This window comes from Aquitalea sp. LB_tupeE, assembly GCF_013391415.1.
Classification (GTDB): domain Bacteria; phylum Pseudomonadota; class Gammaproteobacteria; order Burkholderiales; family Chromobacteriaceae; genus Aquitalea.
Genome location: NZ_JACAXB010000016.1, coordinates 73039 through 95020, shown reverse-complemented (window position 1 = coordinate 95020; position 21982 = coordinate 73039). Strand labels below are relative to the sequence as shown.

Annotated in this window: 24 protein-coding genes; 6 read left to right on the top strand and 18 right to left on the bottom strand. The window is 59.3% G+C overall.

The genetic code is table 11. The features are described from left to right. Nucleotides 1-99: 99 nt before the first annotated feature. From HWX34_RS07675 to rarD, 7 genes are all read right to left on the bottom strand, one after another. Nucleotides 100-987, bottom strand: a complete 888-nt coding sequence (locus tag HWX34_RS07675) for a DMT family transporter (RefSeq protein WP_178971694.1) — start codon at nucleotides 985-987, stop codon at nucleotides 100-102. 56 nt (nucleotides 988-1043) lie between these two features. Further along, complete coding sequence (locus tag HWX34_RS07670; RefSeq protein ID WP_178971693.1) at nucleotides 1044-1439, bottom strand: GFA family protein; 396 nt, start codon at nucleotides 1437-1439, stop codon at nucleotides 1044-1046. After that, entirely contained in the window at nucleotides 1433-2086 is a 654-nt protein-coding gene (locus HWX34_RS07665; RefSeq protein WP_178971692.1) for an alanyl-tRNA editing protein, read from the bottom strand. The genes HWX34_RS07670 and HWX34_RS07665 overlap by 7 nt, the downstream gene beginning before the upstream one ends. Continuing rightward, nucleotides 2083-3012 (bottom strand): class I SAM-dependent methyltransferase, encoded by a 930-nt coding sequence (locus tag HWX34_RS07660; RefSeq protein WP_178971691.1) that lies wholly within the window; start codon nucleotides 3010-3012, stop codon nucleotides 2083-2085. Before HWX34_RS07660 ends, HWX34_RS07665 begins: the two co-directional genes overlap by 4 nt. A gap of 4 nt (nucleotides 3013-3016) precedes the next feature. Then, nucleotides 3017-3487, bottom strand: a complete 471-nt coding sequence (locus tag HWX34_RS07655; protein ID WP_178971690.1) for a GNAT family N-acetyltransferase — start codon at nucleotides 3485-3487, stop codon at nucleotides 3017-3019. Nucleotides 3488-3652: 165 nt separating this feature from the next. After that, nucleotides 3653-3853, bottom strand: a complete 201-nt coding sequence (locus tag HWX34_RS07650) for a hypothetical protein (protein ID WP_178971689.1) — start codon at nucleotides 3851-3853, stop codon at nucleotides 3653-3655. Nucleotides 3854-3994: 141 nt separating this feature from the next. Further along, nucleotides 3995-4909, bottom strand: coding sequence for an EamA family transporter RarD (rarD, locus tag HWX34_RS07645; RefSeq protein WP_178971688.1), 915 nt, complete (start codon nucleotides 4907-4909; stop codon nucleotides 3995-3997). Nucleotides 4910-5300: 391 nt separating this feature from the next. On the opposite strand from rarD, the gene HWX34_RS07640 reads away from it, so the two are divergent. Then, complete coding sequence (locus HWX34_RS07640) at nucleotides 5301-8777, top strand: indolepyruvate ferredoxin oxidoreductase family protein (RefSeq protein WP_178971687.1); 3477 nt, start codon at nucleotides 5301-5303, stop codon at nucleotides 8775-8777. A 151-nt stretch (nucleotides 8778-8928) separates the two neighbouring features. Here HWX34_RS07640 and HWX34_RS07635 read toward each other — a convergent pair whose 3' ends face one another. Further along, on the bottom strand, nucleotides 8929-9168 hold the full coding sequence (locus HWX34_RS07635) for a hypothetical protein (RefSeq protein WP_045845953.1): 240 nt from the start codon (nucleotides 9166-9168) through the stop codon (nucleotides 8929-8931). Between the two features lie 170 nt (nucleotides 9169-9338). On the opposite strand from HWX34_RS07635, the gene HWX34_RS07630 reads away from it, so the two are divergent. Both HWX34_RS07630 and HWX34_RS07625 read left to right on the top strand, forming a co-directional pair. Then, nucleotides 9339-10232: an NYN domain-containing protein gene (locus HWX34_RS07630; RefSeq protein WP_178971686.1), complete on the top strand. Its 894-nt coding sequence runs from the start codon at nucleotides 9339-9341 to the stop codon at nucleotides 10230-10232. A gap of 60 nt (nucleotides 10233-10292) precedes the next feature. Next, nucleotides 10293-10805 (top strand): GNAT family N-acetyltransferase, encoded by a 513-nt coding sequence (locus tag HWX34_RS07625; RefSeq protein WP_178971685.1) that lies wholly within the window; start codon nucleotides 10293-10295, stop codon nucleotides 10803-10805. 212 nt (nucleotides 10806-11017) lie between these two features. On the opposite strand, the gene pyrI is transcribed toward HWX34_RS07625, so the two are convergent. The 5 genes from pyrI to HWX34_RS07600 all read right to left on the bottom strand — a co-directional run bounded on the left by pyrI (nucleotide 11018) and on the right by HWX34_RS07600 (nucleotide 15947). Continuing rightward, entirely contained in the window at nucleotides 11018-11476 is a 459-nt protein-coding gene (pyrI, locus tag HWX34_RS07620) for an aspartate carbamoyltransferase regulatory subunit (RefSeq protein WP_178971684.1), read from the bottom strand. A gap of 18 nt (nucleotides 11477-11494) precedes the next feature. After that, a complete protein-coding gene (pyrB, locus tag HWX34_RS07615) occupies nucleotides 11495-12415 on the bottom strand; it encodes an aspartate carbamoyltransferase (RefSeq protein WP_178971683.1) in 921 nt (306 codons plus the stop codon). A 299-nt stretch (nucleotides 12416-12714) separates the two neighbouring features. After that, complete coding sequence (locus HWX34_RS07610; RefSeq protein ID WP_178971682.1) at nucleotides 12715-13320, bottom strand: LysE family translocator; 606 nt, start codon at nucleotides 13318-13320, stop codon at nucleotides 12715-12717. 100 nt (nucleotides 13321-13420) lie between these two features. Continuing rightward, complete coding sequence (locus tag HWX34_RS07605; protein ID WP_178971681.1) at nucleotides 13421-15496, bottom strand: methyl-accepting chemotaxis protein; 2076 nt, start codon at nucleotides 15494-15496, stop codon at nucleotides 13421-13423. 196 nt (nucleotides 15497-15692) lie between these two features. Further along, entirely contained in the window at nucleotides 15693-15947 is a 255-nt protein-coding gene (locus tag HWX34_RS07600) for a YkgJ family cysteine cluster protein (protein ID WP_178971680.1), read from the bottom strand. A gap of 168 nt (nucleotides 15948-16115) precedes the next feature. Here HWX34_RS07600 and HWX34_RS07595 point away from each other — a divergent pair, with 168 nt between their 5' ends. Then, nucleotides 16116-17330 (top strand): HD-GYP domain-containing protein, encoded by a 1215-nt coding sequence (locus tag HWX34_RS07595; RefSeq protein ID WP_178971679.1) that lies wholly within the window; start codon nucleotides 16116-16118, stop codon nucleotides 17328-17330. Between the two features lie 69 nt (nucleotides 17331-17399). Here the strand turns inward: HWX34_RS07595 and HWX34_RS07590 are convergent, their stop codons facing one another. The 5 genes from HWX34_RS07590 to HWX34_RS07570 all read right to left on the bottom strand — a co-directional run bounded on the left by HWX34_RS07590 (nucleotide 17400) and on the right by HWX34_RS07570 (nucleotide 20754). After that, on the bottom strand, nucleotides 17400-18203 hold the full coding sequence (locus tag HWX34_RS07590) for a mechanosensitive ion channel family protein (RefSeq protein ID WP_178971678.1): 804 nt from the start codon (nucleotides 18201-18203) through the stop codon (nucleotides 17400-17402). Between the two features lie 93 nt (nucleotides 18204-18296). Further along, a complete protein-coding gene (locus HWX34_RS07585; protein WP_178971677.1) occupies nucleotides 18297-19031 on the bottom strand; it encodes an NAD-dependent protein deacylase in 735 nt (244 codons plus the stop codon). A 93-nt stretch (nucleotides 19032-19124) separates the two neighbouring features. Next, nucleotides 19125-19478, bottom strand: coding sequence for a nucleotide pyrophosphohydrolase (locus HWX34_RS07580; protein ID WP_178971676.1), 354 nt, complete (start codon nucleotides 19476-19478; stop codon nucleotides 19125-19127). Between the two features lie 276 nt (nucleotides 19479-19754). Further along, nucleotides 19755-20366, bottom strand: coding sequence for a glutathione transferase GstA (gstA, locus tag HWX34_RS07575; protein ID WP_178971675.1), 612 nt, complete (start codon nucleotides 20364-20366; stop codon nucleotides 19755-19757). A gap of 109 nt (nucleotides 20367-20475) precedes the next feature. After that, on the bottom strand, nucleotides 20476-20754 hold the full coding sequence (locus HWX34_RS07570; RefSeq protein WP_178971674.1) for a VF530 family DNA-binding protein: 279 nt from the start codon (nucleotides 20752-20754) through the stop codon (nucleotides 20476-20478). A 214-nt stretch (nucleotides 20755-20968) separates the two neighbouring features. Between HWX34_RS07570 and HWX34_RS07565 the strand changes: the two genes are divergently transcribed. Beyond that, a complete protein-coding gene (locus HWX34_RS07565) occupies nucleotides 20969-21463 on the top strand; it encodes a Spy/CpxP family protein refolding chaperone (RefSeq protein ID WP_178971673.1) in 495 nt (164 codons plus the stop codon). An 83-nt stretch (nucleotides 21464-21546) separates the two neighbouring features. After that, complete coding sequence (locus tag HWX34_RS07560; RefSeq protein WP_178971672.1) at nucleotides 21547-21969, top strand: hypothetical protein; 423 nt, start codon at nucleotides 21547-21549, stop codon at nucleotides 21967-21969. Nucleotides 21970-21982: the final 13 nt, after the last annotated feature.

Here is a 21982-nt window from a genome sequence, read left to right as displayed (position 1 = left end):
ATGTCGTCAGCACCACCGGTAAACGGGAGCGGCCAGAAAACCGCCGCTGCCATGATACCCCGCCGTAGCCCCAGTCAGGAATCCACCAACAGGTAAATTTCAGCGCAATACCAGCAATGCGGTACCGGCACAGCTGAGCAAGGCACCCAGCCAGGCCACCAGCGCCGGTGGCTGTTTGTTCACCCACCACAGCATGGGCAGGATCAACACCGGGCTGAGCGCGGAGAGCATGCCCACCGTGGCCACATTGGCATGTTGCAGTGCCAGCATGATCAAGGTCATGCCCAGGCCCAGCGCCACCAGGCCATTCAGGGCCGTCTGCCCCAGCATGCGCAGGGTGTACGCGTTACGACTTTTGGCCAAGGGCAAGCCACCCAGCCACAGCACATTGTGCGCAAGGCAAGCCACACCCATGCGGATAGCCGAAGCGGTAACCGGCTCCAGCCCGCCGGCGATGGCCGGTTTGGCAAAAAAAGTGCCCAGCGCCTGACACAAAGCCGCCGCCATACCCAGTGCCACGCCCATCTTGAACTGCGCCGGGTGCTCCCAGGCCTTGCTTTGCTGCTTGCCACGGCCAAACGCCACCGCCAGCATCACCCCGCCAAACACCATCACACTGCCGATGAAACCGACCAGACTGAGTTTTTCTTGCAGAAACAACATGCCCAGCACCACGGAAAACACCGAGTGCGTGGCAAACAGCAGGCCGGAACGTCGTGGCCCCAGCCGGTTCATCGCAGAAAAATACAGGGTGTCACCCAGGAAAATACCGGTCAGGCCGGATAACAAGGCGGGCAACACATTGGCCCACTGCATGCTGTGCCAGCCACCAATGGCCAGGCTGATGCCGCCCAGCAGCAGCGTCATCAGGCTCAGTCGCAGGCGGGTAAAGGTGAAGGGGCCAAAATGCATGGCCGGGCCGGCACCCAGAATGGCGCCCCAGGCCCAGCAGGTTGCCGCGCCTACGGCGGCAAGGTCATACCACATGACAGTCCAGTCAGTCCCCGGCCCAGGGCCGGATAGGTGTTGGGAAAAGCGCCAGCTTACCTGTCCGGCGGCCACTCCGGCCAGTGCGGCGCAGTGTCGGCTTGCAGCCAGGGCCGGTCATGGCTGGTCCAGATATGCTGGCTGGCCTGCTGTGCGGGTGCCTCGTCCAGCGTGGCCACGCGCAGAATCACATAGGGGCTGCCTGCGCGCTCGGCCAGCAGATGGCTGCCGCACTGGCGGCAGAAATGGCGCAGCTTGCCAGGCGAGGACGCAAAACTGCCCAGCTGTTCCACCCCGCGCAGCCAGCGAAAGTGCTGGCGCAATACCCCGGCCGTTGGCACTTGGGGAGCGGCATGGACTTTCTGGCAAGTCAGGCAGTGACAATGGCTGATGGGCAGATCCAGCTGCTCCACCTCATAGGCCACAGCCCCGCACAGGCAGCTGCCTAGCATGGCGCATCCTCCAGCAGGGTGATTTCCACCCGCTCCTTGCCCTTGCCGATGTTCTTGCGCTTGAGCGCAATGCGGCCCACCTCGCCGGTGCGGCGCAGGTGCGTGCCACCGCAGGGCACCTGGCAATAGCCCGGCACCTCCCAGTAACGCCGTTCAGCTTCCGTGTCGGAGAAGGCGCTGACAATCTCGCGGTCGGCATCAATCAGGCCCTGCACCTTGGCCGCAATGGCTGGCAAATGCGGGGTGATGGGTTCGGGCAGGGCAAAGTCGATACGCGCCTTGTCGGCGGCAATGTGCGCGCCGATTTTCTCCACCCCGGCAAAGTCGCGGTAAATGGTTTCCAACGTCAGCTCGGCGGCAAAGTGCAAGCGCATCAGCCGGTAGCGGCGCGACCAGTCTATTTCTACCGTCACCTCTGCCCCAACCGTCAGGTCATGCTCCGGCGGCAGGGTGTAGACAATATCGCGCCCCTGTTTTTCCGCCTGCTCGACCGACCAGCCGGCAATGGTGCCGGCATCACTTTCCTGCCCGCCACTGAAGGCATAGAAAATGGTGTCTTGCAGCCATACCTGCGGGCCATCCACCTGCTGCACGGTGGTGCTCAGCGTGGTCTGATAGGGGTCGGTCCAGAACAGTTTGCGTGTCACAGCATGCGCGCCAGGTAATCCACCAGACTCATCGGATAGCTGAAGGGCTGGCCCAGCAATTGCTGGTACACATCGCGGTACTCGGCATGCTTGGGTTGCAGCACCAGTGCCTGGGTCAGCGACTGGATCGCGGCGCGAGAATCGCCCAGCTGCAACTGCGAAATGGCCAGGATGAACCAGGCCTCATGAATGCGGAAATTCAGCGACAAGGCCTGGCGCGCCAGCAGCGCAGCCTGCTGATAGTGTTCCCCCTGAAAGGCAGCGGCCAGCTGGCCGATGCTGTGTTCCAGCGGCGGCAGCGTGGTTTGTTTGCTGAGCACCAGGGTGTGGCCATTGCCGACATTGCTGTCGCTTTCCTCCTGTGCTTCCAGCAGCCAGTAGCCACCCAGGCCTTGCTGGTTGAACCAGTTCAGCGCCTCAAACAGGCCTTGCAGAGTGAATACGTGGTAATGCGTGCGCCAAGGCAGCCCCGGCAGCAGCGATTGTGGCGTCACCCCTTGCGCAAAGGCGTCGACATGCGCTTGCAGGCCGGTTATCGGCCTGACACTGTCTTCAATCAGGGCGTCACGCTTGGGGACGATCATGAAATTGATGCCCTCCGGGCGCAGCACCCGCAACCACTCCAGCCAGGCGGTGAAAATGGCTGGCAGATGCTCCAGCACATGCGAACTGGCCACGTAGTCCAGCTCGCCATTGGCAAACGGCAGGTCGGTGGCTTCGGCTACTACATCCACCTGATCCACCCCGCGGCCATGGCGTTGTTGCTCTGCGGCATACACCCGGTAGTCGGCCAGGTCGCGCTCATCCACATAGCGCACGCCATCACACGGGGCCACGCTGATGCAGTCGGCCGGCGCCAGCGGATTGTGCGCGCCGCGTCCCAGCTCGATACCCTTGCCCTGCAAGTACTGTGTTGCCAGTTCCATGTTTTTATCCTTGTTGCGCGCGCGAGTCTGTTGCGGCCGCCAGCCGCTGATACACCTGCTGATCCAGCTTTTCCATCATGCGCTCCGGGCTGGACAGTGCACCAAAGCCATATTGGGCATACAGGCCATGCGCATCCGCCGTGGCCAGCATCATGCGCCGCAGGTTTTGCAGGCCGGGATACGCCATGATGAAAGCCATCAAGGCCTTGCTGACGCCCTGCCCGCGCCACAGCGGCAGCACAAACACATCGGCCAGATAGGCAAAGGTAGCCTGGTCGGTAATCATGCGGGCAAAGGCCACCTGCTGGCCGTCGACATACGCACCAAAGCACAGCGAGCCGGCCAGCGAACGCTCGAAAATGTCTCGCGGCAGCCCGGCGGCCCAGTAGGACTGCTGGCTCAGGTAATGGTAAATCATGTCACGGTCCAGCCGGGCCGGGTCACAATCAAATTCCAGTGGCAGCGACTGAGGCATGCGCACGCTCCGTAATGGTCGGTGCCGGATGAGGCCGGCACGGTGTCTGCATTCAATGCCATGGCAATGGTTGCCGGATCAAGGCATTGCTGCCCGACAAGGCGGTATGGACGCGCCGCTCAGGCCAGCTGGCAGTGTCGACCGGAAGCCGTTTCCGGTCAACGGCTATTCACGGTGCATGCGCTGTTTACAGCTGTGCCAGCAGCGTTGCAGCCAGTTTTCCGCAGCGGCATGTACCGTCACAGCTGAGGGCACTTCGCCTGAGGTCTGGCTCAGGCGGGCATATTCATGCGCCAACAGCGCTTCGGGCAAGGAGGAGGACCGGGCTTGCAGCCTGTGCTTCACCCGGGAAAAGATACGTACCATGCTGACATTTCCTGTGCAAAAACCTGGCCTGACTGGGAATAAAAGATGTCAGGCCATGATTTGCACATTTAATGCCAAAGTCATTAACGTGCCAAGTCGTGGTGATGTCCTATTGCTGCTCAGCTGGCACTCAGGGGGCCATCAGGCCGCAGCGGTCCGCTTGTCGGCGCGCATTTGCAGCAGGCCGGCGGCCGAATACAGCAGCAAGGCCAGCCAGATCAGGCTGAAACCGAACAGCTTGCCGCTATCGAAGGGTTCACCAAACAACAGCACCCCCAAGGCCAGCTGAATGGTGGGGCCGATGTACTGGATGAGCCCCACCGTGGCCAGCTTCAGCCGCCTTGCACCGGCGGCAAACAACAGCAGCGGAATGGCCGTCACCACCCCGGCACCCACCAGCAGCATATCCAGCGACAGGGCCTGATGCAGGAAAGCGCCCTGCCCCTGCCATTGAAACCAGCCCAACGCCAGCAAGGCCAGCGGTGCCATCAGGAAGGTTTCCAGCGCCAGTCCCTCCAGCGAGGCCAGCGGCGCTTTCTTGCGCAGCAGGCCGTACAGGCCGAAGGTGGCCGCCAGCGACAGGGCAATCAGTGGCAGCGTACCGGTACACCAGGTAATCCAGGCCACACCGGCTGCTGCCAGTGCCACCGCCGTGCGCTGGATGGGCGTGAGCTTTTCGGCCAGGAACAAGCGCCCCAGCAGCACATTGAACAGCGGGTTGATGAAGTAACCCAGGCTGGCCTCCACCACGTGACCGGCATTCACCGCCCAGATGTAAATCAGCCAGTTCAGCGACAGCATCAGCGAAGACAGGCCGAAAATGGCCAGCTTTTGCGGCTGCCGCACGGCCTCGCCCAGCCAGGCCCAGTTATGGCGCACGGTAAGGATGCCCGCCACAAACACGGCAGACCAGACAATGCGGTGACAGAGAATCTGCAAGGCCGGCACCTGGTGCAGCGGTTTCCAGTAGAGCGGAAACAGGCCCCAGATGACGAAGGCAATAAACGCAAACAGGACGCCACGGGTGGCATCCTGACGGAAAGGGATAGCGGACATGACACGCTCGATAGCTGTTTTTTTGATGTTGCAGCTTAACGGCTTCTGCCGCGCAGAAAAACCATGGCAGCCATAACATGCTGTTCTATCTGGCAAACAATCCACCGGCAGCGGGTGGCCAGACCATGCTGCACTGGCACAATCGCCGCAGTTGCTCTACCTGTCCGTCAATACCTTTGACGTTGACGTAAACGTAAGCTACAGTCCGCCACATGAAGCCCTTGCCACTGCGCCTGCCAAAAGGCTGCGCTCTGGCAGCAAAACGGCCTACAACATAATGAAAGGCGGGTGCTTTCTTGCCGGAAAACCCGCCCCCGCCACAAGCGAAAACAAGCCGCAGGCCGTACCGGCCACCTTACCGGACAGGACCTGAGCGGCAGGAGGAGAAACCATGTCTATCCGTCATGTTGATCTGGAAGAAAAATACACTGCCCCCACCGGCCAGGTGCTGATGACAGGTATCCAGGCGCTGGTTCGCCTGCCCATGCTACAACAGGAGCTGGACCGTGCCGCCGGGCTGAATACCGCCGGTTATGTCACCGGCTATCGTGGCTCGCCCCTGGGCAATGTCGACCAGACCATGCAGAAGGCCGAACCCTACCTCAAGCAACATAATGTGGTGTTTCATCCCGGCCTGAACGAAGACCTGGCCGCCACCGCGGTGTGGGGTACGCAACAGGTCAACATGTTCGAAGGGGCCAAGTACGATGGTGTGTACGCCATGTGGTACGGCAAAGGCCCAGGTGTGGACCGCTCCGGCGACGTGATCAAACACGGCAATGTAGCCGGCACCAGTGCCAAGGGCGGTGTGCTGCTGGTGGCCGGAGACGACCACGCGGCCAAGTCCTCCACCTTTCCGCACCAGTCCGACCACATCCTGGCCGCCAGCATGATTCCGGTGCTGTCCCCTTCCGGCGTGCAGGAAGTGATCGACTTCGGCCTGCACGGCTGGGCGATGAGCCGCTACTCCGGCTGCTGGGTTTCCATTAAGGCGATTTCCGACACCATCGAAAGCTCGGCGGTGGTGGACATCTCGCCGGAACGCTTCAACTTTGTCATTCCGGAGGACTTCCCCATTCCGGAAGGCGGCCTGTCCATTCGTTGGCCGGACCCACCGCTGGTGCAGGAAAAACGCGTGTTGCATCACCGCCTGTATGCCGCGCTGGCTTATGCCCGCGCCAACAAGCTCAACCACATCACGCTGGATTCGCCCAAGCCGCGTTTGGGCATCATCACCTGTGGCAAGAGCTATCTGGACGTGATGCAGGCACTGGACGATCTGGGCATCGACGAAGCCCTGGCCGCCGACATCGGCCTGCGTATCTTCAAGGTGGGCATGGTGTGGCCGCTGGAGCCGGAAGGCGTGCGCCACTTTGCCGAAGGGCTGGATGAAATCCTGGTGGTGGAAGAAAAACGCCAGATCATCGAATACCAGCTGAAAGAACAGCTGTACAACTGGCGCGACGACGTACGCCCGCGCGTGGTGGGCAAGTTTGCCGAAAAAGGCGAGTGGGCCTTGCCGCACGGCGACTGGCTGCTGCCCGCGGCCGGCGAGCTGACCCCGGCCATGATTGCCCGCGCCATTGCCAGCCGCCTGGCGCTGATTTTCGACAGCCCGGTAATTCACGACCGGCTGAAGTTCTACGATGAAAAAGAAGCCCAGTTGGTCAAGCCGCGCGAAGCCATTGCCCGCGTGCCGCATTACTGCTCCGGCTGCCCGCACAACACCAGCACCCGTGTGCCGGAAGGCAGCCGTGCCGTGGCCGGTATCGGCTGTCACTACATGGCGCACTGGATTGAAGGCGACAGCACCAAAACCTTCACCCAGATGGGTGGCGAGGGCATTACCTGGGTGGGCCAGGCACCGTTTACCAATACCAAACACATCTTCACCAATCTGGGCGACGGCACTTACTTCCACTCCGGCCTGCTGGCCATCCGTGCTGCGGTGGCCGCCAAGGTCAACATCACTTACAAGCTGCTGTACAACGACGCAGTGGCCATGACCGGTGGCCAGCATGTGGATGGTTATCTTGACGTGCCGATGATTACCCGCCAGCTGGCTGCCGAAGGCGTCAAGCGCATCGTCATCACCAGTGACGACCCGGACAAATACCAGAGCGTGCAAGGCCTGGCTCCCGGCGTGGACGTGTTCCACCGCCGCGAACTGGACCGCCTGCAAAAAGAGCTGCGAGAAACCGCAGGCACCACTGTGCTGATTCACGACCAGACCTGTGCCGCCGAAAAACGCCGCCGCCGCAAACGTAATGAATTCCCCGACCCGGCCAAGCGTGCCTTCATCAACGAAAAAGTGTGCGAAGGCTGTGGCGATTGCAGCAAGAAATCCGGTTGCCTGTCGGTGCTGCCGGTGGAAACCGCACTGGGCCGCAAACGCAAGATCGACCAGTCCAGCTGCAACAAGGACTACTCCTGCGTGGAAGGTTTCTGCCCCAGCTTTGTCACCGTGGAAGGTGGAAAACTGAAAAAACAAAGTGGTGCCGCCGCCACGCTGGACAGCATGCCCACTCTGCCAGCTCCGCAGATTCCGGCGCTGCACGACCCGTTCAGCATCATGATTACCGGCGTGGGCGGCACCGGTGTGGTGACCATCGGCCAGGTACTGGGCATGGCCGCTTATCTGGATAACAAGGGCGTCACCGTGCTGGACATGGCGGGCCTCGCGCAAAAAGGCGGCTCGGTGTGGTCGCACGTGCGCATTGCCAACAGCCAGCAGCAACTGCATGCAGTACGCATTGCCGCCGGTGATGCCAACCTGGTGCTGGGTTGCGACCTGGTGGTGACTGCTGCCGAAGAAGCCTTGGCCAAAATGCGCGAAGGTTTCAGCCACGCCATCGTCAACAGCTACGAATCCCCCACCAGCGCCTTCCTGAAAAACCCGGACGTACGCTTCCCCAGCCGTGCCATGAAAGATGCGGTAATCGAATCAGTCGGTGCCGGACGCTTCTGGGAAGTCAACGCCACCCGTCTGGCCACCGCGCTGATGGGCGATGCCATTGCCAGCAATATGTTCATGCTGGGTTACGCCTGGCAGAAGGGTTTGGTGCCGGTCAGCGAAGACGCATTGATGGAAGCCATCCGCCTGAACGGCGCAGCGGTGAAATTCAACCAGCAGGCCTTTATCTGGGGCCGTCATGCTGCGCACGATCCGGGCCGGGTGGAAGCACTGACCAACCCTTCATCCGTGGTGCAGTTTGTTCCACGTGAAACGCTGGACGGCGTGCTGCATCACCGCGCCAAAGAGCTGCTGAACTACCAGAACCAGGCCTTGGCCGAGCGTTACAAGGCCCTGATCGGCAAGGTACAGGCAGCCGAACAGGCACTGAACCCGGCCAGCAGCAGCCTTGCGCTGGCGGTGGCCCGTGCCTACTTCCACGTGCTGGCCTACAAGGACGAGTACGAAGTGGCGCGCCTGTATACCGACGGCGACTTCCTGCGCGAGCTCTCCAGTCAGTTCGATGGTGATTACCAGCTGCGTTTCCACATTGGTGCCAGTTGGGTCACCGGCGGCGTGGCCAAGAAAATCGCCTTTGGTCCGTGGCTGCTCTCGGGTATGAAGTTGCTGGCCCGTTTGCGCTTTTTGCGCGGCACTGCACTGGACCCGTTTGGCTGGCAGGCGGATCGCAAACTGGAACGCCGCCTGATTACTGAGTTCGAGCAGCTGATTGACGGCCTGCTATCCGGCTTGAGTCTGGACAATCTGGCAACGGCTACCGAGCTGGTGAAGCTATACGAAGGCGTACGTGGCTTTGGTCATGTCAAGGAAGCGGCCTATCGTCAGGCCAGTGACAAACAGAAAACCTTGCTGGAGCAGTTTCGCCAGCAGGCAGGCAAACGCAAGGTAGCCTGATGGATTGGTGAGTGTTGTAGCAGTAAAGAGAGGGTGGTTCAGGCGCGGATGATGATATCCGCGCCCTTTTTTTGATCAAAAAATCCCGGTTCTGGTGAATCACTGCACTGTTTCAAGGCAGTGCCGCTACGCTGAAACCCACGCTGCGCCATCAGGACAGCATCAGGCTCAGGCGGCGCGCTTCATCCAGCGCCTGGTCCACACCATTGTATTCATCCTGCCAGACCCAGATGCCGTGAACCGCATCCAGCGCCTCCACCAGCCATAAGCGGCCATTGCTGCCCAATGCCACCTGACGGGCACGCACCGGACGACGGTAGTTGAACATCACGATATCACTGGTTTTTTGCACAGCCGGGGTATGCTTGCGCGGGCTTGAAAAGAAGGGCATGGCGAAACCTCCTGTTGGGCGATATGCCACTGTGGATACAGCAAATGCCGTGCCAGCTTTGTGCAAAGCAACATGAACCCGGTGCAGCCGTCTGATCACAAGCCGCACAGTTTTTGACGTCCGCTTGCCTGCGGCTTAGCATGACCCATTGCCCCACGGGAACCGCCTGCATGGAAAACCGTAAACTCGCTGTACTGATTGATGCTGACAATGCCCAGGCCAGCCTCACCGCCGAACTGTTGGCCGAAGTGGCCAAATACGGCACGGCCATCGTCAAGCGCGCCTATGGCGACTGGACCACCACCCAGCTCAAGAGCTGGAAAGAGGTGCTGCACAAACACGCCATTCACCCCATTCAGCAGTTTGCCTACACCAGCGGCAAGAACTCGACCGATTCCGCCCTCATCATCGACGCCATGGATTTGCTATACACCGGCAATTTCGATGGCTTCTGTCTGGTGTCATCGGACAGCGACTTCACCCGCCTGGCCACCCGCCTGCGTGAAGGCGGGCTGACTGTTATCGGCATCGGCGAAAAATCCAAAACGCCGCGCCCCTTTATTGCCGCCTGCGACAAGTTTGTGTTTACCGAAATCCTGCGTCCGGAAAAACCGCCGGAGGTGGCAGTCAGCAGCGACAAGCCCAAGGCACGCAGTACGCGCCAAAGCAAGAGCAAACCCGCCACGCCCAAGGACATCCACCCGCTGCAGGCCATGTTCACCTCCGCCATCGACGCGGTGGCACGGGAAAGCGGCTGGGCCGAACTCTCCGCCGTGGGGTCGTACATCGCCAAGAACGACCCCTCATTCGACCCGCGCAATTACGGTCATTCCCGCCTGTCGCAAATGGTGAAGAAACTGGACTTTCTCACTGTGCAGGAGCAGCGCAACGGCTCCAAATTGCACAGCGAAATCCGGCTCAAGGAAAGCGACAGCAGCGAGACGACCAACAACACACCGGCAAAACCGGACGGCGCGGAGACAAGCAGTGCCGGCAAGCCGGCCAGCGTGCGCAAAAAGCGCAGCCCGCGCAAGAAAACCGATACCCCGGCCGAACAAGGCTGAAACAGACGATCGGTCGTGGCACTACCCTGCCCGGCCACCAAGCAAGCAAGAGGAGAAACCATGCAAATTCGTGATGCCAAGCTGGAAGATCTGGCCGTCATCCTGGATATCTACAACGAGGTAATTGCCACCTCCACCGCCATCTACAATGACGACCCGCTCAATCCCGGCGAATTTGCCGTCTGGTTCCAGGACCGTCTGGCCGCTGGCTATCCGGTGCTGGTGGCGGAAGAAAACGGCACAATCCTGGGCTTTTCCAGCTTTGGTGATTTCCGCCCGCGTCCTGGCTTCCGCTTTACCGTGGAGCACAGCGTGCACCTGGCCCCGGCTGCCCGTGGCAAGGGCATTGGCAGCGCACTGGTCAGCGCCTTGTTCCCGCGGGCGCAAGCGCTGGGCAAGCACACCATGCTGGGAGCAGTGGATGCCGCCAATGAAGGCTCGATCCGCTTTCACGAAAAGCTGGGCTTCATCAAGGTAGGCGTATTGCCGCAGGTTGGCTTCAAGTTTGGCCGCTGGCTGGACCTGGTCTATATGCAGAAATTCATCGACGGCCAGAGCGAAGGCCCGGCCTGATCAGCAAGCTGGCTGCCTGGCAGGCAGCCTTACCGTCTACTCCCTTTCCCTCCGCCCTTACCCTGTAAGGGTGCCTCGCCTTCCTTGCCAAGGGCGAGAATGGCGAGAATAAAGAAAAACGCCGCAGTTTCCTGCGGCGTTTTCTGTTCTGCTACTGCGCTGTTGAAACAGCGTCCGTTCTTGAAGTTCTCTATTCTCTGCCTCTGCACGACTTAGCGCACGACTGCAACAATATCCTTACTGAACACCTTTTCGCAATACTTGCACTTCATTTTGATGTCCTTGGCCTGGGCGCGCACGGAGAAAAAGCTCTTCACCGGTTCGGCATGCGAGATGCAATTGGAATTGGGGCAGGCAAAAATGCCTTCGATGCTTTCCGGCAATTCCAGCTTGTGCTTCTTCACCACTTCGAAGTTGTCGATCACATTCACCGTGGCCTTGGGGGCAAACAGCGCCAGTTCGTTGGCCTGTTCTTCGGTCAGGGCAACATTTTCCACCTTGATGATGTCCTTGGCGCCCATGTGGCGCGAAGACAGGTTCAGGCCAACAGTAATGCGCTCGCCGGTTTCAGCCAGCTTGAACAGCCGCAGGATGTTGACGCCCTGCCCGGCCGGGATGTGGTCGATAACAGTGCCTTGTTTCAGGGCTTCGACGGTACGGGTGTATTGCATGATGTTTCCTTCCCTGATTTAGACGGTTTCGTTCAGTACCAGCGACAGCAGCGCCTGACGGGCATACACACCGTTCTTGGCCTGCTCGAAGTAATAGGCATGCGGGGTGGCATCCACGTCCACGGTGATTTCATCCACGCGCGGCAGCGGGTGCATCACCTTCATATTGGTACGCGCGCTCTTGAGCATGTCGGCACGCAGCACAAACTGGCCCTGGATTTTCTTGAACTCGGCTTCATCAAAACGCTCGCGCTGTACGCGGGTCATGTACATGATGTCCACCAGCGGAATCACATCGTCCAGGCTGTCCACCAGGGTGTATTCAATGCCCTTTTCGTCCAGTTCTTCGCAAATGTAGTCCGGCATCGCCAGCTGTTCCGGCGCGACAAAGTAAAAACGCGCGCCAAACAGCGACAGGGCCTGGGTCAGCGAATGCACGGTGCGGCCGTATTTGAGGTCGCCCACAAAGGCGATGGTGAGGTTTTCCAGCGTGCCCTGGGTTTCACGGATGGTGAACAGGTCCAGCAGGGTTTGCGTGGGGTGCTGGTTGGAGCCGTCACCGCCATTGATCACCGGTACGCTGGAAAACTCGCTGGCCAGCCGTGCCGCGCCCTCCTTGGGGTGACGCATCACCACGGCATCGGCATAGGAGCTGATGATCTTGATGGAGTCGGCCAGGGTTTCGCCCTTCTTGGCACTGGTATTGCCACCGTCGGCAAAACCGATGATGTCGCCACCCAGGCGCTGTACCGCGGTTTCGAACGACAGGCGGGTACGGGTGGACGGTTCAAAAAAACAGCTGCCCACCAGCTTGCCTTGCAGCAGGTCGTTACGCGGATTACGTTTGAGCTTGCCCGCCGTTTCAACCACGAGTTCAAGTTCCTCGCGTGAAAAATCTGGGATGGAAATGATATGTTTCCGATAGAGCGGGTTTGCCATGATAGGGGTCCTTGGTTCTGCGAATTCTGCGAATGTTGTTTTGCCCATAAAAAAAAAGCCCCTGAGCAATCAGGAGCTTTTTTTCTGGAATAGCCGGGGTTCGGGAACAGTCAGGCCTTGCAGCAACGCTTTTGCGCCACCGTCGCGGGTGGTGGTGAGGCGGGTGACAACAACTGCAAATGGCGACAAGACGGCTCCTCCGAACAAACCCCGCGATTCTAATCCCAAACCTGGCGCTTGATAAGAGCAGTGTCGCATTTTGCCAATTCCATGACCCCAAGCGCGTTTATCGGCCCGCCTCAGGCAGGCTGACGCTGCCACAACAAGCGCATACCGAGTAGCACGAACATCAGCCCGCAAGCCTTCTGCCCCCAGCTTGCCAGCACCTGCTTGGCAAAACGGGCATACATTCGGCTACCCAGACATAGCATGCCGCTCAGATAGAGCAGATTACACAAGCAGAACACAGCGCCCAATTGCAGGAAACCTGCCAGTACCGGCTGCTGTGGAGACAAAAATTGCGGAAAAAACGCCATGAAGAACACCAAGGCCTTGGGGTTTCCCACGGTTACCAGCCAACTACTCCAACAAGCATGAGGGCCAGACAGCGGCACATCCCCGGTCTGTCTCGCTGCGGCAGCCCAGCAACGACAACCCAAATAGATCAGATAGGCAGCACCACCATAACGCAACAGATCAAACCAGGCAGGATGGGCAGCCAACAATGCCGCCATCCCCAGTGCGGACAAGGCTATCAAAAACATATCGCCCAGCATCAGTCCAAGTAAGGCCCAAGCGGCATGCCGCCAACCACCTCCACTGTATGCGCGCCATACGCTGAGCGTTCCTGCGCCCGGTGTCACCACCAGCAACAATGCTGCGGGCAAAAAATGAGACCAGTCCATCACATGTTCTCCAACGCGGGATCGTCTCTCCATCTTGCCGTATCAGCCAAACAAAACGCCACCCCGCAGGGTGGCGTTGGGTTGAGTGCCTCAGGCTGGCTTATAGCTTGAAGTGACTGACCAGGCTTTCCAGATTGGCGGACAGCTCGCGCAACTGGGTCACCGAATCGGACACCTGCTGCACCACCTCGGCGTTGCTTTGCGCCATGGCGCTGATGCGTTCCACGTTCTGGGCAATTTCCTGGCTGGCCGAGGATTGCTCGCGGGTGGAAGCGGCAATATCCACAATACTGGCCACCAGGCCCTGGCTACGCCCCAGCACGGTATTCATTGCCGCATTGGCTTCGGCGGCAATCTCCACGCTCTGGCTGACCTGATCGCGGCTGTTCCTTACATCCGCCACCGCATCACGTGTTTCGCTGCTGATGGCATTGACGATGCGGGTGATCTGCACCGTGGCTTCGGCGGTTCGTCCTGCCAGGTTACGCACCTCGTCGGCCACCACGGCAAAGCCGCGGCCCATTTCGCCAGCCCGGGCAGCCTCGATCGCTGCGTTCAGCGCCAACAGATTGGTCTGGTCGGCAATGTCCTTGATTACCCGCACGATGGTGCTGACTTCTTCTGAGCGTTCGCCAAGGCCGTTCATGCGTTCGGCCAGCGCCTGCATACTCCCCGTCATGCGTTCGATCTCCCCCGTAATACGGGTAACCGTGGCCACGCTTTGCGTGGTCAGCTCGCCGGTTTCGCGCGCAGTATGCTCGGCTTCTTCGGCGGTATCGGCAATGTGGTGCACACTGACCGTCACCTGCTCTACCCCGGCCGCCGTGGCACTGGCGGCATCGGTCTGGCTGGCGGATGCCTGCTGCACCTGGCTGGCGGATTCGGCCAGGCTGGCGGCTGCCACACTCACTTCGTGGCTTTGCTGGCGCACTTCGATGAACATCTCGCGCAGGCTGTCGATAAAGCGGTTGAAAGCGTCGGCAGTGCGGCCGATTTCATCACGGTTGGCAATCTGCATGCGTACGGTCAGGTCGCCACGGCCGGAGGCCAGCTGGTCCATGGTGTCGGCCAGCTTGTTGAGCGGTCGGGTCAGGGTGCGTACAACGGCGGTCAGTACCAACAGAATCAGCACCAGCGCCACCACACCGATCAGGATGGCAATCAGCGATTGCTTTTTCGCATCGGCAGTAATGGCGGCCGTGGGGATGGAAACCCCCAGCGTCCAGAACTGGCCGGTGTCACCTACTTTGACCGGATGGAAGAAATGGGTGAAGCCGCCATCCTCATAAATGAAGGATTCGCCCTTCTTGATCTGATCCAGATGGCTGGCCAGCGCATCTTCCTTGGGTACCGGCTTGCCCAGGAGATCGGGCTTGTCGGACACCACGTACAGCCCGCCTTCGGACACCATGCGCACATAGCCGGTTTCAAACAGGTGGATGGCGCCAAAACGCTTTTGCAACTGGTCCAGCGCCACGTCGGTGGCCGACACACCAAGAATCTTGCCGGCGGCATCCTTCATCACCACGGCCAGCGAGCTTTCAAGGATTTTCTTGTTCTGCACTTCGTACGGATAAGGCTCGGTAATGGTGTCGCGGCCGCGCTGCTTGGGCACGTAGTAGAAATCACCCCAACCCGGTTTTTCGTAGTCCGGCTGATAGGTTTCCGGGTGGTCCTTGAACTTGGGGAAATCCTTGACGCGGTCCGGCGACATCATGGTGTCCATCTGCGCCTTGCCCTGGGCATTCTTGGTGATGTAAGGCTGATAGCGCCCGGTAGGGTCATGGCGCGGCCAGTCAAGGCGGAAGGCATTATCGTTGCCATCAAAGGCATTCGGTTCCCACAACATCCACAGGCCGACCGACTGCGGAGCGCCATCCAGCAATTGCTGGATCATGTTGTCAGCCAGCTTGCGGTCTGGTGCGGCCACCCGCTTGATACCCAGAATGCTGTCGGCCAGGTGGTGTGGCAGGGTGAAACCCTGATTGAAATCGCCTTCGGCATCCTTGGCGTAACTGCTGGCCTGCTCGGAAGCCAGCTTGTAGCCCACATCCACGGCTGCGCTATAGCTTTGCCAGGCAATCAGGCCAATCATCACCGCAAAGCCCACGGCAATGGCTGCCGCTGCCACCACGATGATGCGTGTACTCAGATGACCCCACTTTTCCGTCGCCATACTCGTTTCCCCGAATCCAGTTGTGATGGTTGCGCTGGCTGTTTAGCTGCATGTTTTTAGTCGCATACCCTCTGGCATGATGGGGGAAATTCAGCGGTGCCGCCGTAGTTTGTGATCAAAAACTGATAAATTACATCGGCATGCAATGGGCTTGTCTTAACAATGACAAATTGATTTACATATTGATAACAAAGAATTAGGGCGCGGTTCTCGCTTCCAGTTCGGTCAGCCAGTGCATGGCCTGGCTGTTGCTTTCTCCACACATTTCAACAGAGGGCTGGAGGCCGGCACAAACGGCGGGCCGCTCCGGATGACCGAACAGCAGGCACAGATTGTCCGCGCTCAACTGGATGCAACGCACACCAGCCGGCTTGCCTTGCGGCATGCCTGGAATGGGAGAGGAAATGGACGGCGCGATGCAGCAGGCACCGCAATGAAGACGGCATTGCATGGAAAGAGGAGGCACAGGGGCAAAAGAGCCGGCAACCATACCACAAAGCGGATGCACGCCAACTGTCAATCGGACAGAGATAACTTACAATAACGGAAATCCATTTTCTGTATTTTACGAAACACCAAGCAACAGCCTCCTGCTGCCAACAAGTTTAGAGCACACGAAATGATCAAGTGCATCGACGTGTCCGACCTCAAGGTGGGCATGTACATTCACGACCTCAACTGCGACTGGATGTCTCATCCGTTTCTACTGAAACGTTTTCTGGTCAAGGATGAAGCTGCCATCCGCAAGATTGCCGATGCAGGTATCCACGAAGTCTACATCGATACCGGCAAGGGTCTGGACTTGCCTCATGCTCCTACCATTTCCGAAGTCAAACACAAGCTGGAGCAGGAAATCATCGACCTGGCCAGCCGCGAAGTGCCTACCGAACGCCGGGTGGATGCCGCAGCCGAATATGGCCGGGCGCAGCTGATACACAACGAAGCCAACCTGATCGTACGCAGCATCCTGCAGGATGTGCGCCTGGGCAAACAGGTGCAGCTGGAAATGGTGGAGCCGTCCATCGAAAAAATGACCTCCTCCATCCTGCGTAACGGCGGTGCCCTGTTGTCGCTGTGCCGTATCAAGGACAAGGACAATTACACCTTCCAGCATTCGGTCAGCGTTGGCGCGCTGATGGTGAGCTTCTGCAATGCGATGAACATGAGCCGCGAGGTGATTCACCATGCCGGCATTGGCGGCATGCTGCACGATATCGGCAAGATGAAAGTGCCGGACAGCATCCTCAACAAACCGGGCAAGCTGACCGAGCAGGAATTTGCCGTGATGAAATGCCATGTGGTGGAGAGCAAGCAGATCCTGCTCTCTACCCAGGGCATCTCCGACACCGCGGTGAAAGTGGCCGCCCAGCACCACGAACGGCATGATGGCAGCGGCTACCCCGAAGGGCTGAAAGGCGAGGAAATCTCCCAGCTGGGCCAGATGGCCGCCATTGTCGATGTGTACGATGCGCTGACCTCGGACCGCTGCTACCACAAGGGCATGTCGCCGACCGATGCCCTGCGCAAGATTTTCGAGTGGTCCAAGTTCCACTTCAACCCGGTGCTGGTGCAGGCCTTCATGCGCTGTATCGGCATTTATCCCATCGGCACCCTGGTGCGCCTGGAAAGCGGCAAACTGGGCGTGGTGATCGAACAGAATGACAATAATCTGGTATCGCCCAAGGTGAAGGTGTTTTTCAGTACCAAGAGCAATACCTATATCCCGCCGGAAGTGGTGGACCTGTCGCGCAGCATGGGGGCCGGTGGTGCCGACAAGATTGTCAGCCACGAATCGCCCGCCAAGTGGCGTATCGACCCGATGCGTTTTCTGTAAGTCCCCCCGCCTTCTGCCATCCAGCAAAAAGCCCGCCATCGGCGGGCTTTGTCATTGACATGATCACACTCAGCCCTGGCGCACCACCATCGCATGTTCGGGGCTGGGGAAACCGGCCTCGGCCAGCGCTTCGCGAATCACCCGGTTGCTGTCGAAATACACCTGCCAGTAATCGGCTGGATTGCAGAAAGGACGTACGGCCAGTACCGGGCCCAGGTTGGTGAATTCAAGCAGGGCAACCGTGGGCGCAGGCTCGGCCAGCACATTGGGAATGGCGGCAATCTTTTCCCGCAACAGCGCGATGGCCTGGCCATGATCGGCGCTGCCGGCCAGCTGGGCTTTCAAGTCCACCCGGCGATAGTTGTTGGCGCTGAAATTCTGGATGTTGTCGGAGAAGATCTTGTTGTTGCCGATCAGGGTCATCACATTGTCCGGGGTGTCGATGATGGTGGAAAAAAGCCCGACCTCACGCACCGTACCGCTGATACCGGCCACACTCACCACATCGCCCACCTTGAACGGCCGCAATACCACCAGGAAGATGCCGGCGGCAAAATTGGCCAGCAAACCACTCCAGGCCAAGCCAATCGCCACACCAGCCGCGCCGATGATGGCGGCAAAACTGGCCGTTTGCACGCCAAAGAAGCCCAGCATGGCAATCACCAAGACCACGGTCAGGCTGACGGACAGGAAGGAATGCGCGTAACGGCGCAAGGTGGGGTCCAGTTTGCGCGCCACCAGCTGTTCATCCATCAGCCGGCCTGCCAGGCCGATGAACCAGCGGCCCACCACCCACAGCACGATGGCCGAAACGATATTGATGCCGGCTTGTACCGCCAGATCACCCCAGTGGGTCCAGTTGATGTCTGTCATGGCTATCCTATTTAAGCTGTTAGTGAAAAACACTTAAAAATAGAATGCGCGCCGGCAAAAAGCCAGCCAGCACGGTCTGGCCACGGGGATGGCTTATGGCAACAGGCTGCGCAGTTGCTGGCAGGTATCGCCGATACCGGCCTGTATGCTGAGGTCGAACACCCGGTCCATACGGGTGGGGGTGTAGTTGATCAGCGCCGTCATCACCCCGGCATGAGCCGCTTCCAGCGGGATATGGTTGACCGGGGAAACCTCCAGCGAGGAGCCCAATACCAAGAGCAGATCTGCCGACACGGCTACGTTGAACGCATGTTCGATCAGCGGTACCGGCTCGCCATATAGCACCACGTCCGGTTTCAGCACATCCATGCAGTAGGTACACAGCGGCAGCACATGGTGATTGATGTATTCCAGCCCCTGTTGCCGTCCACAGGACGGGCAACTGGCCGTGCGCAAGGTGCCGTGCAACTCGGAAACATGACGGCTGCCCGCCACGCCGTGCAGGCCGTCGATATTCTGCGTCAGTATCGACACCTGCTTGCCGATTTCTTCCAGCCAGGCCAGAAACTGATGCCCGGCATTGGGCTGGTAATTACCCAGCAATTTGGTGTGAAACAACTGCTTGAAGCTGTGCCAGAAGGCTTCGGAGTCGGCACGGAAATAGTCGATGGACACCAGCTCTTCCAACTGCATGCCTTGTTGCCACAAGCCTTTGGCCGAGCGAAAGTCCGGAATGCCCGATTCGGTGCTCATGCCGGCACCACTCAATACCACGATATGCTCAGCCTGCCGGATGGCGGTGGCCAATTGCATGATTTCCTGCTGCATTAACGGTCTCCTGCACCTGCTTTTTATTGCTGCCAAGCTTAGGCCAGCCTGTGCTTGCCGCGCAAAAATCCACTGCAGCAAACTTGCCCGACATCAAGCTCTTGGCGCATCGGCCGCCGGTGCCGGGTACTTGACGGCATTCTTTTGCAATTTGTCGCGCACGGCGGCATTGATATCCAGCTTCAGCACGCTGGCCAGTCGCACCAGATACAGCAGCACATCGGCCACTTCTTCCTGCAAATGGGTGAAGCGGGCCGGGTCGTCTGCCAGTTGGGCCACTTCCGCGTCGGTCTGCCACTGGAAGATTTCCGCCAGCTCACCGACTTCCCCGGTCAGGGCCAGCATCAGGTTGCGTGGCGTGTGATAGCGCTGCCAGTCGCGGTCGTCGGCAAAACGCTGTAAGGCAGCTTCGAGCGCGGCGGTTTCAATCAGTGGCGTTTCGGCCATGGTGTGACTCCTGCAACAGCGGTTTCACGTGAAACCGGCTGACTGAATAAAAATTGACTACCCCCTCTCGCTTTCTGGAAGGAAAGCGAGGCTCCTTTCTTCATATTGGCAGGGCAAGGGCGGGGGAAAAGGGGAATAGATGGGAAGGCTGCCGAAGCAATATCTTAGTCGAAAGACCCGGCTTTGCCGGGTCCGGTGAAACCGTACCAAAACACTTTGTCAGCAGCCTGACGCCCGCAAGTGATGGCGGGCGCGGTTGATCATGCTGCGGCGGATTCAGCGCAGCAGGCCTTCGTCCTTCAGCGCAGCCTGAACGGCCGGCAAGGCCTGCACCCGCTGCATGAAGGCGCTGATGGCCGGGAAGTCTTCCAGCGAACGATGCACCATGTGCGCCCAGTTCAGGCAGGTAAACAGGTAGGCATCCGCCACGCTGAAGTCTTCGCCCAGCAAATAAGGCGTTTGCGCCAGCTGGGCTTCAATCACGCCAAAGCGGCTACGCAGCTTGTCCCAGGCAGCATTCTTTACCTCATCGCTGCCCGGATAGAACAGCGGAGAGAAACTCTTGTGAATCTCGGTGGCGGTATAGTTCAGCCATTCTTGCAGGCGGTAACGCGCCAGTGTGCCATTGGCCGGCGCCAGCTTGCTCTGAGGCACTTGGTCGGCCAGGTACTGCACAATGGCCACACCTTCACTCAGCACCGTGCCGTCTTCCAGCTGCAAGGCCGGTACATAGCCCTTGGGATTGATACTGGAAAATTCGACGCCGCTGGCGGTCAGGTGCGGATTAACGCGCAGATTCACCTTTTCCACCGAAAACGGCAGGCCGCTGGCGTGCAGCACGATATGTGGCGACAGGGAGCAGGCTCCCGGCGAGTAGTAGAGTTTCATCCCATCTCCTGGTCAACAGAACGCGCAACAAGGTGCCATTACGGTAGCGGCACCACCATCTACTGCAATTGGGGCAGCTTCGCCTCATTTTCAAGCTGCAATACCTGCATCACTTCTGCCGCGCCGAAAACAGCCTGGGCCGCATGTCCTTGCCAGCCGTGCTGGCCGGTCGGGTTTTCATTTCGACAAACAAGGCTTCCACCTGACTGCGTGCCCACGGTGTGCGGCGCAAAAATACCAGGCTGGACTTGATGCTGGGCTCGTGATTGAAGCAGCGGATGGCAATACGCCGTCCAAGCTCGGCCCAGCCAAAATGCTCCACCAGCGCCTGCAGTATTTTTTCCAGCGTCATGCCGTGCATCGGGTCGACGGACTGTTGTTCACTCATGCCTATCATCCTGTTGTGGACAGCCAACACACTGCTGCCAAAGAAACCGACGCAGTGTAGCCCTGCCCGCGACAAACAGCCAGCAGACTGCCGTCTTGACATGATTTTGCATGTTTCATCATTGCTAACAATTGGCTGATGGCAAGCAATATTTGACTGACATCTGTGTCTGATACTGCAAACGTCAAATATGACCTGCACGAGGAAAAGCATCATGAAACTGATCAAATCGCTATTGATTGTCGGCCTGCTGGGCGGCGCTGCTGCCACCACTGTTCATGCCATGGGCAATGATTGTCCGATGGGCGGCAAGGAGATGTCCGCACACATGTGGCAGATGGACCCGGCCAAGCGCCAGGCCATGATGGAACAACACCTGCACATGCTGCACGACAAGCTGAAGATTCAACCCGCGCAGGAAAGCGCCTGGAATAGCTATGTGGATGCCCTGAAACCGGCCGCCATGCCTGCCATGCCAGCGGTAAAACCCGATGCCAAGCTGCCCGAACAGCTGGATGGCCGCATCAAGATGATGCAGCAGCATCTGGACATGATGCAGCAACATGCGGCAGCCACCAAAGCGCTGTACCAGAAGCTGAGCCCGGAACAGCAAAAGCTGTTCGACCAGGAAGCACAGCACATGCATGAAGGCATGCAGCGCCACATGCCGCACCACCACCCGGCATCGGCCCCCATGCCGAACAACTGACCAGAACAGGATGGAACAGACCGGCCTGGCCCGTGCAGACGGCGGCAGGCCTGCCCTCCTGACTGGTGCATGAGGAAAGCAATATGACGACTCTTGCCCGCATGGCAAGCCTGGCGCTGCTACTGGGCACGGCCTTGAGCGGCATCTCTGCCGCGCAAGCACACCCGCGTTTTTATGAAGGCCCGCCCCTTATTGATCATTGGCATGATGGCTACTGGCATCACGGCTATTACCACGGTCAACTGGGCTGGTGGTGGATAGCCGGTGGCGTGTGGTACTGGTATGACGCACCGGTTTATCCCTATCCGGCTCCGTCTGCACCTGCCGTGGTGGTGGCCTCCCCGGCGGTACCGCCAGCCCCTGCTGCACCCGCCCCGGTACAGGAAACGCCCAGCCCGCCGCCAGCCCAGGTCTGGTACTACTGCAAGGCGGCCAAGCAGTACTACCCCTATGTCAGTGAATGTCCCGGTGGCTGGAAGACTGTCCCGGCACAGCCACCCAAATAATCCAGGAAGCAAG